This window comes from Pontibacter sp. E15-1 (assembly GCF_022601975.1).
Classification (GTDB): domain Bacteria; phylum Bacteroidota; class Bacteroidia; order Cytophagales; family Hymenobacteraceae; genus Pontibacter.
Window position 1 is genome coordinate 226,025 of record NZ_JAKVIR010000005.1, and the last position, 10,830, is coordinate 236,854.

Consider the following 10,830-nt stretch of genomic DNA (forward strand, 5'->3'; position numbering starts at 1 on the left):
TTCCAACATTCCAAAGCTGTCAAGCTATTTCCAGTAATACAGGGGTATAAAACTATATAGTTAACTGTATTTCAATAACTTATAATATACATAGAATTTATATATATAGATTGAATAAAAAAATACCTATAAAACATTACACTTTTTTAAATATTATCACTATACTTATACTCTCTTACAAATAAACCAAACTACTCATGATCACAAAAATTACGAAGCAATTTACGTACTCTGTGCTTGCAGCGGCCCTCGCCTTTAGCTGTACACCCGACACAGAGCAGGCCAACCCAAATGCCAGCTTAAACGCAGAAGCAAAAATCAGTGCCATGAACAATGGATCTTTAGGCACATCCGTGAGGTTTAAGTCCGGGCATTACATTGTTATCGGCTCCGCTAACACGCTCCCGGCAGATTTGGAGAGCCAGGTGAAGTCGATGAAAGGAAACGTGACGGGCCTGCTGAAAGAGGTGGGCATCGCCACCGTTTCCTCCTCTGACCCTGAATTCGCGGCAAAAGCCGGCAAGATCAAAGGCGTAAGCAGCGTAATCAAGGACCTGGACATCCAGTGGCTGAACCCGGAGACTGAGAAAGTAATCGAGTTTGATGCGGAAGCGTATGGCAACCCACCGTATAGCGGCGACGATGATACGTACTTCGACCTGCAGTGGGGCCACGACGCCGTGAATGCACCAGAGGCCTGGAACGCCGGTGCCCGTGGCAAAGGCGTGCGTGTGGCAGTGCTGGACAGCGGCTTCGACCTGGATCACCCGGACCTGGCGGCGAACATAGACCTGGCAGCCAGCGCGAGCTTTGTGCCAAACGAAAAACTGGAGTATGCGCTCCCAGGCGTGGGTAGCCACGGCACCCATACCTCGGGCACCATCGCTGCCGCTGACAACGGCATCGGCACCATTGGGGTGGCCCCGGAGGCAACCCTGATCCTGGTGAAGGTGTTGCGTGACTCAGGCTCGGGCTCTTTCTCGTGGATGCTCAGCGGCATTATGCACGCCGTGAACCAGGGCGCAGACGTGATTAACATGAGTCTGGGGGCAGCCTTGCCTCGAAACGGCAAGTACCTCGACGATAACGGCACGCCGGAGGATACATCGGACGACTTTATCGTGAACGACACGAAAGCCACGCAGGAACTGATTAACGCCATCAGCAAAGTGACTACCTATGCCACACAGAAGGGCGTGACGCTGATCGCTTCGGCTGGCAACGACGCCAACAATGGTAACAAAGACCAGTCGCTGGTACACATCCCGGCAAGTGCGCCAAACGTGATTTCGATCTCGGCCACAGCGCCGCGCGGCTGGGCGCTGAACCCATTGACCGCTAACCTCGATTTTCTGGCTTCTTACTCCAATTACGGCACTCCGGACGTTGACTTTGCCGCTCCAGGTGGGGATTATGCCTACGAAGGCAACGAGATAGCCAAAATAGGACCTGTAACGCAATACGCGTACGTGCTTGACTTCGTGTTTAGCACAGGCAGCAGCCTCGTACCTGGCAGAGCCTCTTACTATTGGTCAGTGGGCACCAGCATGGCCGCACCGCACGCGGCTGGCGTAGCCGCCCTGATCATCGGGCAGAACGGTGGCCAGATGGACCCTGCCAAAGTAAAAGCAGCTATGCGCGCCTCGGCCGATGACTTGGGCAAGCCGGGCCGCGACCCGTACTATGGCTATGGCCGACTGAATGCCTTTAAGGCGGTGACTTCTATGTAAGTTGATTTAGGATCGAAACTTTGAAAGGCCCGGCAGGTAAATCTTGCCGGGCCTTTTTTTGGCTGGATGCACGCCTGTAGCTTGTCAGCAAAATAAGGCAGAGAAGATTACCTTGCGGCAATGGGGCACATACCACCAGGTTCTTCCAGACTTTATACCCATTGTTTCAACCATATTCAGTTCAGCGGGCTTTATCAGATTCGGCACTTATATTTGTGAATTCAAACCGCACAGCATGATAAAACAAGTACTCCTTGCCTTGTTGCTTATTGCCTATCTCGGCCCTATCGCTCTGGCGCAACAGGTTATACCGGTCTATATGCAGCAGATCAATCGCTTTCAGGAAGAGCTAAACGCGGAATATGCCGACACGGCTACCTCACCCCTACCCAAAGCGCAGATCGCGGGCTTCAAAGGCCTTCCTTTCTTCCCGATTGACAGTGCATACCGTTTAACGGCGACATTTGTCCGTACACCGGGCCAACTTGCGTTTTATATGCCGACCACCACTGGCAACCGCAAAATGTATGAGAAGTATGGTGAAGTGCATTTTATCCTCCACGGAAAAAAGCAGATGCTGACGGTATACCAAAGCCATACCCTGCGAGAAACAGCAGCGTACAAAGACTACCTTTTCCTGCCTTTCACGGACCTTACGAACGGGCACGAATCCTACGGGAGCGGCCGGTTCATGGACCTTCGGATACCGGAGGGGGATACCATCACGCTGGATTTCAATAAAGCCTACAACCCATACTGTGCCTACAGCGAAGGGTATAACTGCCCGATCCCGCCGAGAGAGAACCGGTTGAAGGTTGCGGTCAGGGCAGGTGTAAAGGCCCCGGCGCAAGCGCATTGACATTGCCAGGGCTTCTGGCAGGAAAGTATTATTTTTGAGCTGATCTACGTCTCCCCTATGTTCCGAAAAAGTTACTGTTTTATCTTAACGCTTATCGTTTTGGCAACCACCCATACCTATGCCCAAGGGCAACAACCAAAACTCGTTTCGTGGCAGGAAGTGGCTGATTTGCCTGTTCCGCCCGCCGATCATGTACTTGCTTATGGCCCTGATTCGCTCCAGTTTGGGGAACTGCGGCTGCCGCAGGGCAAGGGCCCGTTTCCGGTAGTGGTTGTGGTGCACGGGGGCTGTTGGCTCGCAGCGTACGACCGGCAGTATATGGCCCACCTCAGCCAGGCGCTCACCCAGGCCGGGTATGCCACCTGGAACCTGGAGTTCAGGCGCGTGGGCGACTCCGGAGGCGGCTGGCCGGGCACTTTTCTGGATGTGGCCCAAGGCACGGATCACCTGCGCACCCTCGCAAAAAAATATCCTATGGATGTTAAAGAGACGGTAGTGATCGGCCACTCGGCGGGAGGCCACCTGGCCCTTTGGCTGGCGGCACGGCACAACCTGCCTAAAGGGAGCCCGCTATACATAAAAAAGCCCCTGAAACTGAAAGGCGTTGTTGCGCTGGCCGGCATACCCGACTTGGAGACGTACAGCCAGCAAGAGGGCAGTTGTAACAAGGCCGTGCCGGAACTGATGGGTGGGATGCCTGCCGAACAAGCCGCGCGCTATGCCGAAGCCTCCCCTTCCAGGCTCTTGCCGCTAAAAGTCCCGGTGCGCCTTGTGCAGGGTAGTTTAGACCCAATCGTGCCCGTAACGCAAAGCAGCCAGTTTGAAGCACAGGCCCGCGCAGCAGGAGACGATGCAACACTTATCCTCTTGCCCAACGCCGGCCATTTCGATCTGGTTGCCCCGCAGTCGCCGGTACAGCAACAGGTGCTGCAAACGGTGCACGAGCTGTTCCGCTTAAAATAGCTTCCTTTCGCATACACTCTTTAAAGAGCCAAAATCCTGAAGCCGTTTGCACTGCTTGCATGGTGCGGCGCAAATAGCTTCAGGATTTTGGCTGTATGACCAGGCACGAGCCATACTCCTTCTGCGAATCACTTAAGTGTACGGCTTCGGAATACTAGGTTAACATAATATACAAACTAAAGGATTAATTGCTCAAAAAGGCTGCCTCATACATCGCTTACATCCCAACTATGTGTTTAAACAGCCGTGCCAAAATGGGCTCATAATAGAATCTATTTTAAAAAAATATCATAAATAAGTTTACATTAAAAATAATTTAGTAATAAATTAGGCTTTTGATTACATAATTATAAATTCCTGGCGGGGATCTTCTGGATATTTGCCTACAATTTTTTAACCTGATGACAAGAGGTTTATCTAAAATTCCTTTCCTGCTACTGAGTTTGGTGGTCGTGGCAGCACTTTTTATACCGTCTGTTCCTGAAGCTTTCAATAGCGCCGAAATTAACCAGGCCGACACTGCCTGGATGTTAACTTCCACAGCCTTGGTGCTGCTCATGACGCCGGGCCTTGCTTTCTTTTATGGCGGGATGGTACGCAAAAAGCATGTGCTGTCTACCATGCTCCAAAGCTTTATATGCATGGCCATCGTGACGGTAATCTGGGTGGTGTTTGGGTTTAGCCTGGCTTTCGGCGAGTCTATAGGCGGCATTGTCGGAGACCCCAGAACCTTTTTTATGATGAAGGGAGTGATTGAAGGCGCTCCCTGGCCTGCTGCCCCTACCATTCCGCTTCTGCTTTTTGCCATGTTCCAGCTGAAGTTTGCCATCATCACCCCTGCCCTAATCACGGGTGCCTTTGCCGAGCGCATCCGGTTTATCTCCTACACCATTTTCATCGGACTTTTCTTTGTGTTTATATATGCCCCGCTGGCCCATGCCACCTGGCACCCGAACGGGATACTGCTGCAACTCGGCGTGCTTGATTTTGCGGGTGGCACTGTCGTGCATATGTCTGCGGGCTGGGCGGCGCTTGCCTCTGCCATCTTCCTGAAAAGGCGCCATGACGTGAGCAGCCACAAGCCGGCACATATCCCGTATGTGTTGCTGGGCACGGGCCTGCTGTGGTTTGGTTGGTTCGGCTTTAACGCAGGATCGGCCATGGGGGCCAACTCACTGGCTATTATAGCCCTCGCCACCACCACCACCGCATCTGCCGCTGCTGCCCTGGCCTGGATATTCTTTGACGCCATCATGGGCCGTAAACCGTCAGTGATGGGAACCTGCATCGGGGCTGTGGTGGGATTAGTGGCAGTTACCCCTGCCGCCGGTTTCATCACCATACCTCACTCCCTGGCGATCGGGGTTATTGCGGCCGTTGTGAGTAACCTGGTTGTGGAGTGGCGCACGCGCACCTCGCTGGATGACACGTTGGATGTGTTCCCATGTCACGGAGTGGGTGGTATGGTTGGGATGCTCCTGACAGGGGTTTTCGCGAACCAAGCCATAAACCCCGCCAACGAGACGGGCAACGGCTTGATTTTCGGCGAGACAACGCTATTTATCGTCCATCTCGTTGCCCTGGTAGGCGTTTCAATATTCGCTTTCGGAGGGTCCTGGATACTGCTTAAAATAACCGACATGATTTCTCCGCTGCGCGTGACGCAACAGGAGGAAATGGCGGGCCTTGACCTGAGCCAGCATGATGAGAGCCTGGACGAGGGAGCGGCAGAAGCTTTTGAGAAACAAGAGGCGCATTTGGCAGTATCTTAACTGCCCATACCCTACATAAACAAGGCCATGCTCTCACGAAGGGCATGGCCTTATTCATGTATGCGGACTCAGGACAGGATGCTACATTCGTCCAAAAAGCAACCCTGGGCACCTGAGATAACTCCCAGATATAAGTCCGGGTTACTCCTGCACTTTGTCTATATTTTTGCGCTTCTCTGCCTTCAACTGCTTGAAGTGACTTGGGGTAAGCCCCGTGATTTTCTTGAATTGATTGGAGAGGTGCGCCACGCTGCTATACCCCAGCCTGTAGGCGATTTCCTTTAGGCTGAGTTCGTTGTAGGCCAACAGCTCCTTTACCCGCTCGATACGTTGCAGGATAAGGTATTTCTCAATCGTGATGCCTTCTACAGAGGAGAAAAGCGCACTGAGCGAATGGTACTCGGTCCCGACTTTTTCAGCGATGTAATCAGAAATGTTTACCTTCAGCTCAGCCGCTTCGTCCTGATGCACAAGCTGAATAAGCGCGAGCTTTACCTGCTCAATCAGCTTCGTTTTCCTGTCGTCCAACAGCTCAAAGCCGTTAGCAAGCAACACCTCCCGGAGCTCAACCAGGTCAGCCGCTTTGCCTGAAGACGCGACCTCTGCCTCGCCCAGGCCCACATGCGGGACGGTATACCCCAGCTTTTCGAGCTCTTCTTTTACCACCCGCTTGCAGCGGTCGCATACCATGTTCTTGATATATAATTTCGTTGTTGCCATGTTGCAAATTTATCACAAAATTAATCTTACGCATCCTCTCGTAACACGACGTATACTCTATATAGCAGTCCTAGTTCAATCCTTTACTGTAGCGATAACCTGACATTGCAACTCGATTTTCGCTATATTCGCACTTCAAAATACTTTTATTATGCCTGCTCCTGTATCCGACTATTTCCAAATAACCAGTTGTGAGGAAGGCGGGTTGTTGCACACCCGGTGGCTACGGAGCGTTAATCCTGATGAATACCGCACAGGTGTGCGGTTGGTGAAGGAGCTAGTGCTGGAAAACAATATAAGGGCCTGGCTAACGGACTCTCGCAAACTAAACAGTGTCCCGTTTGCAGAACAGCAGTGGCTGAAGCGTGAAATAGCCCCTGCCGTGGTGATGACCAAACTTGAGAAGATAGCGCGCGTGTTCACCGAGGACGTTTTCCACTACATCGCGTTCGAAAACCTTACGCAGGTTATCATTGAAGAACACCGAAAGACACTGCTTATCGGGCAGTTCACCTCGGTGGATGCAGCGCTGGCCTGGCTACAGATGGAGTAAATCCTACGTCAGTCCTCGACCAGAATCCCCATTTTCCCTTGCTGGTAGTCCCGCATAGCCTGCATCAACTCTGTCTGCGTGTTCATCACGAATGGGCCGTGCGACGCCACTGGCTCCTGCAGTGGCTCGCCGGCCAGCAACAGCAGTCGTGTGGCGGCCGTCGCCTTGAGTGTGCAGCCTTCTCCGTCCTGATGCAAAAGCACCAGATGGTGCCCCTCCACCAGTCCATACCCCTCAACAGACACGCTTCCATCCAGGAGGTATAGAAAGGCATTGTAATGCGCGGGTATCGGGAAGGCGTACTCTGCCCCCTCCCGCATTTCAATCCGGAGTGCGAGTACCGGGGTCGGTGCTGTGATCGGCCCTTTTACTTCCTCAAACTCTCCCGAGACCACTTTTACCTTTGTCGTTCCCCCTTCCAGTTCCAGCACTGGGGTGTCTTCGGCTTGCAGCGGTATGTACTGGGGCTGGTTCATCTTGTGCGTTTTGGGCAGGTTCACCCACAACTGAATAATCTCCTGCACCCCGCCATGCGCGTGTATGTCTGCCGGGGGGCGCTCGCTGTGCACGATTCCCATCCCGGCGTTCATCCACTGGGTGCCGCCCGCATACACCACGCTGTTGTTGCCGCGAGAGTCGCGGTGGTGCACGCCGCCCTGATACACAAACGTGACCGGTGAAAAGCCGCGGTGCGGATGCGGCCCCACGCCGGAGCGGTGCGGAACCAGATGCTCTGGCAGTTTGCTGACGTGGTGGTGCAGCAAAAGAAAGGGATCTATCTGCTCGATGTGTTGCGTGGGGAAAGGCTGCCGCACGGGCATCCCGCCCATGTCTACTATTTCGGCGTGCAGCAATTTGTTGACGGATCTGTTTTTCATGGCGTATTGGCTTAGGTATACTATAGTTTACGCAGTGCGCCTGCGTTAAGTAAACAGTGCAATAATCAAGGGTCCGAAAATATATTAATCATACTATAAATCCAGGAAGCCACAAAGGGGCGTAAGTGGGCTATAAATAAAAAAACAATGAAAAAGACATTCGTAATGATGGCCCTGGTAGCAGGCGCTTTTGCTGCAGCCCCTGTAGCTTCTTATGCCCAAAGTACTGTTATGGTAGGTGGCGAAGTGATGTACCCATCAAAGGACATCATCGACAACGCAGTGAACTCCAAAGACCACAAAACGCTGGTGGCGGCTGTTAAAGCGGCTGGCTTAGTAGAAACCCTGAAAGGCAAAGGCCCTTTTACCGTGTTCGCACCAACTGATGACGCTTTTGAGAACCTGCCGGAAGGCACTGTGGAGACGTTGCTGAAGCCCGAAAACAAAGGCACCTTGACAAGCGTGCTCACGTATCATGTGGTGTCGGGACGTATAGACGCTGCCGAGCTGATGAAGCAAATCAAGGCCGGAAAAGGCCAGGCAAAACTGAAAACCGTAGCTGGCGGCACCCTGACAGCGACCATGAACGGCGCTAAAAATGTGCAATTAACAGACGAGAATGGCAACAAAGCCAACATCTCGGTGTATGACGTCTATCAGTCGAACGGCGTGATCCATGTTCTGGACCGTGTGCTGCTGCCAAAATAAGCTAAACAGCATTTGTGGTTTACCAAAAGAGCACTTTCTCCGGAAAGTGCTCTTTTGCATTTGATAGCACCCATGTTTTATACCTCCCTCCATACATAGTCCATGGGTATGCCGGTTTTCCAGGCACAAGGGCCGGATTGTTAAGTAAAATCCGGCCCTTGTTTATGTATCATCAGGGTATAGCTACCAGTTGAACCATTTATTGTGCTTGCCCTTATCGGCATCCCGATGTGCATCCCGGTTGGGGTTTCGGCGGCGGTAGTGCTCCTCAAAACTGTCTGTGTAGTCGTGCTGGTTGCCTTTATACGCAGCCCTGTTATTGTCATGAGAGAAATTCCTTTGGTCACCGCCATACCCTGAAGAGGAGCTTTCGTGGCGGGCATTGCCACCACTTCCACTCATGGCGCCATAGTCGGAAGAGCCGCCAAAGGAGCCATGGGCACTGTAATTAGCCCCTCCAAAACCTGATCCGCTGTAGCCTCCTGGTCTTTGTGAATTGAGTCTCTGCTCCTGTTGCGCACGGCGTTCGCGCTGCATCTCACCTGCAGGGTTGTGCATGCGGCCTGAGTCAGGTGCTCCCCCGAAACTGGAATAGCCATACCCCTGCCGGATATCCCCCAAAGCATCGCGTTCGCCTCGGGTATTTTGGTGATAGTTGCGTTCCACGTCCTCATCCTGGTGGCGGTAGCTGCGTGCCCGGTCGTAATCAGCGTCACGCTCATAGGCTGCGTTTCTGTAAAAATTGTCGTTCCCGTCTCTTGGATGGTGGCGTTGCTGGTAATGGCGCTCAAAATCCCCTGTCAGGTCTTGTTGGCGATGATCACGGGAATCATACTGCCAGTTCCGTGCTTGATCGTCCTGTTGGTCTCTGTCATTCCTTCTCATAGTCTTTGGGTTGGGTTTAATCCTCTTTCCCTTTTTTAACGCAAGAACACCGCATCGGTTTTACCAGCCGGGCTGCCGCCATTTTGCATCGCTACATTCTCCCTGTACAGATGCGCTTCGCTACAGGCTCCGCTTTTATACCGGATAAAATGTTGCTTCTCCCGGATGTTTCTGGAGGTATAGCAAAGCCAAAAAACCCATACTGATATAGCGCATTTCTTTGTCTGCAACACAGCAAAATCATAGACCGACCAATGGGAAAAGTATATCAAATATGAGCACAAGAGTTTATGTATAATTTTGTTATATTCAAACATATATTTTCACTTAACCTGCTTATTTTATGAAAACAAACATCAGGAACTTGATGGCAACGAGTGCATGTATGCTACTTGGTTGCAGTGCCTTCGCGCAAACCTCAACGGGAACTGTCGTGCTGAACGGACGACTTAGCTTTTCGAACGAGGCTAAGGAATATCAGGAAACAGGGTATAAAAATACCTGGCGCGGCATCACTGTTGCCCCCGCAATAGGCTATTTTATACATGATGGTCTTGAAACCGGTATAAGTTCGGGTATAAACAAGGTATTTTCTAAAAATCAGTTCAAGACGGAGGAGACTAAGCTTAAAGTCAACAACTACAGTATAAATCCCTATATCCGGAAATACCTTGCGATCACGGACCAACTGCAACTGCATGGCACCGGGTATGTGTCTCTGGGTTTCGGAAACAGCAAGTACCAATCTGAAAGCGATGCATCGCCTAAGCTGAGCCATACAACCACAAGCTACGGCATTGGCTTTTATCCGGGCCTGACTTATTTTGCCACTCCAAAAATTGGATTCACAGCCTCATTCGGGTCACTTGCTTTCAGTAGGACGAAGCAGCGCCCAGAGGAGGATGCCGACGTAACTGAGTCTATCACTTATAAATCTTTTACGGCGGCACTGTCCCCGAATAGTGTCAGTATCGGGTTCGGTTATTACATAGGCCAGTAAATATGGGAACCATGAAGAAACTATGGGTGGTCCTCGCGGTTCTCGCCTTTGCCCGGCATGTGCAGGCACAGCTCCCAACGGGTACCGTAGCCCTGACCGGCGCATTCGGGTACGCTCATTCTAAAGGGACGGAGGATGGAAAACAAAACGGCGAAATACGTACACCATAGCGCCCTCTACGGGATATTTTATAAAGGAAAACCTGGAATTGGGGGCGGCCGTGAATTTCCTCAATACTACATATGACCTAGTCTCGCCGGAAGGAGACTTCACGTATAACGCCATGGAGAAACGACGCGCACAGCTTTTCAGGGTGTATGCCCGGCAGTACAAGTACCTGACGGAGAAGCTTGCTATACATGGCACTGTGTCGACAGGGTACCAAAACAGCACTTCTAAAAACAAAAGTAGCGTTGACTACCTGGATGGCACTGGCTCGGGACAAGCCACAGAAACCCAGGCTAAGTCGTTTATGGTGGGCTTTTCCCCGGGCTTCACGTTTTTTGCCTCTAAAAAAGTGGGACTGAACCTGACCCTTGGGGCCTTGACTTATAGCCACAGCCAATCAGAAGAGAGATCAGTGAATGCCAGCTCCCCAATCGAACCATACAAAAGCAACACTGTGGAACTTGACTTTTCCAGTATGAACCTGAACCTTGGCCTGTCTTACTATATGGGCAGGAATTAATTAGTCGCTCCTTAAAAACGATATAAATCCTTATTTTTCAACATGTTGAGGTGTAAAACTTATGGTTTTCAGGG

The 10,830-nt window shown here is 51.6% G+C and carries 11 protein-coding genes; 8 read left to right on the forward strand and 3 right to left on the reverse strand.

The features are described from left to right. Positions 1-197: 197 nt before the first annotated feature. The 4 genes from MKJ04_RS05390 (at position 198) to MKJ04_RS05405 (ending at position 5,324) form a co-directional block, all read left to right on the forward strand. Positions 198-1,730: a S8 family serine peptidase gene (locus tag MKJ04_RS05390; RefSeq protein ID WP_241639987.1), complete on the forward strand. Its 1,533-nt coding sequence runs from the start codon at positions 198-200 to the stop codon at positions 1,728-1,730. A gap of 235 nt (positions 1,731-1,965) precedes the next feature. Continuing rightward, on the forward strand, positions 1,966-2,589 hold the full coding sequence (locus MKJ04_RS05395; RefSeq protein ID WP_241639989.1) for a DUF1684 domain-containing protein: 624 nt from the start codon (positions 1,966-1,968) through the stop codon (positions 2,587-2,589). Positions 2,590-2,688: 99 nt separating this feature from the next. Beyond that, on the forward strand, positions 2,689-3,552 hold the full coding sequence (locus MKJ04_RS05400) for an alpha/beta hydrolase family protein (RefSeq protein WP_241639991.1): 864 nt from the start codon (positions 2,689-2,691) through the stop codon (positions 3,550-3,552). A gap of 401 nt (positions 3,553-3,953) precedes the next feature. Then, positions 3,954-5,324, forward strand: coding sequence for an ammonium transporter (locus tag MKJ04_RS05405; RefSeq protein WP_241639993.1), 1,371 nt, complete (start codon positions 3,954-3,956; stop codon positions 5,322-5,324). A 141-nt stretch (positions 5,325-5,465) separates the two neighbouring features. Here MKJ04_RS05405 and MKJ04_RS05410 read toward each other — a convergent pair whose 3' ends face one another. Beyond that, a complete protein-coding gene (locus MKJ04_RS05410) occupies positions 5,466-6,044 on the reverse strand; it encodes an AraC family transcriptional regulator (RefSeq protein ID WP_241639995.1) in 579 nt (192 codons plus the stop codon). 151 nt (positions 6,045-6,195) lie between these two features. Between MKJ04_RS05410 and MKJ04_RS05415 the strand changes: the two genes are divergently transcribed. Continuing rightward, the gene (locus MKJ04_RS05415; protein ID WP_241639997.1) at positions 6,196-6,597 is read left to right on the forward strand and encodes a hypothetical protein; all 402 of its coding nucleotides are present in this window, start codon (positions 6,196-6,198) and stop codon (positions 6,595-6,597) included. 8 nt (positions 6,598-6,605) lie between these two features. On the opposite strand, the gene MKJ04_RS05420 is transcribed toward MKJ04_RS05415, so the two are convergent. Next, positions 6,606-7,475 carry a pirin family protein gene (locus MKJ04_RS05420; protein WP_241640000.1) on the reverse strand — a complete coding sequence of 290 codons (870 nt, stop codon included), beginning with the start codon at positions 7,473-7,475 and terminating at the stop codon, positions 6,606-6,608. A 147-nt stretch (positions 7,476-7,622) separates the two neighbouring features. Between MKJ04_RS05420 and MKJ04_RS05425 the strand changes: the two genes are divergently transcribed. Then, positions 7,623-8,183 carry a fasciclin domain-containing protein gene (locus tag MKJ04_RS05425; RefSeq protein WP_241640002.1) on the forward strand — a complete coding sequence of 187 codons (561 nt, stop codon included), beginning with the start codon at positions 7,623-7,625 and terminating at the stop codon, positions 8,181-8,183. A 183-nt stretch (positions 8,184-8,366) separates the two neighbouring features. Here MKJ04_RS05425 and MKJ04_RS05430 read toward each other — a convergent pair whose 3' ends face one another. After that, positions 8,367-9,068: a hypothetical protein gene (locus tag MKJ04_RS05430; protein WP_241640004.1), complete on the reverse strand. Its 702-nt coding sequence runs from the start codon at positions 9,066-9,068 to the stop codon at positions 8,367-8,369. Between the two features lie 385 nt (positions 9,069-9,453). Between MKJ04_RS05430 and MKJ04_RS05435 the strand changes: the two genes are divergently transcribed. After that, the gene (locus MKJ04_RS05435) at positions 9,454-10,068 is read left to right on the forward strand and encodes a hypothetical protein (RefSeq protein WP_317246705.1); all 615 of its coding nucleotides are present in this window, start codon (positions 9,454-9,456) and stop codon (positions 10,066-10,068) included. Between the two features lie 283 nt (positions 10,069-10,351). Next, complete coding sequence (locus MKJ04_RS05440; RefSeq protein WP_241640008.1) at positions 10,352-10,756, forward strand: hypothetical protein; 405 nt, start codon at positions 10,352-10,354, stop codon at positions 10,754-10,756. The last annotated feature ends 74 nt before the right edge of the window (positions 10,757-10,830 follow it).

Excerpts from the sequence above, each read along its gene's own strand:
- MKJ04_RS05440 (WP_241640008.1), top strand. The coding sequence starts at position 10,352 with ATGGAGAAACGACGCGCACAGCTTTTCAGGGTGTATGCCCGGCAGTAC.
- MKJ04_RS05405 (WP_241639993.1), top strand. The coding sequence starts at position 3,954 with ATGACAAGAGGTTTATCTAAAATTCCTTTCCTGCTACTGAGTTTGGTG.
- MKJ04_RS05415 (WP_241639997.1), top strand. The coding sequence starts at position 6,196 with ATGCCTGCTCCTGTATCCGACTATTTCCAAATAACCAGTTGTGAGGAA.
- MKJ04_RS05390 (WP_241639987.1), top strand. The coding sequence starts at position 198 with ATGATCACAAAAATTACGAAGCAATTTACGTACTCTGTGCTTGCAGCG.
- MKJ04_RS05430 (WP_241640004.1), bottom strand. The coding sequence starts at position 9,068 with ATGAGAAGGAATGACAGAGACCAACAGGACGATCAAGCACGGAACTGG.
- MKJ04_RS05425 (WP_241640002.1), top strand. The coding sequence starts at position 7,623 with ATGAAAAAGACATTCGTAATGATGGCCCTGGTAGCAGGCGCTTTTGCT.
- MKJ04_RS05395 (WP_241639989.1), top strand. The coding sequence starts at position 1,966 with ATGATAAAACAAGTACTCCTTGCCTTGTTGCTTATTGCCTATCTCGGC.
- MKJ04_RS05420 (WP_241640000.1), bottom strand. The coding sequence starts at position 7,475 with ATGAAAAACAGATCCGTCAACAAATTGCTGCACGCCGAAATAGTAGAC.
- MKJ04_RS05410 (WP_241639995.1), bottom strand. The coding sequence starts at position 6,044 with ATGGCAACAACGAAATTATATATCAAGAACATGGTATGCGACCGCTGC.
- MKJ04_RS05435 (WP_317246705.1), top strand. The coding sequence starts at position 9,454 with ATGCTACTTGGTTGCAGTGCCTTCGCGCAAACCTCAACGGGAACTGTC.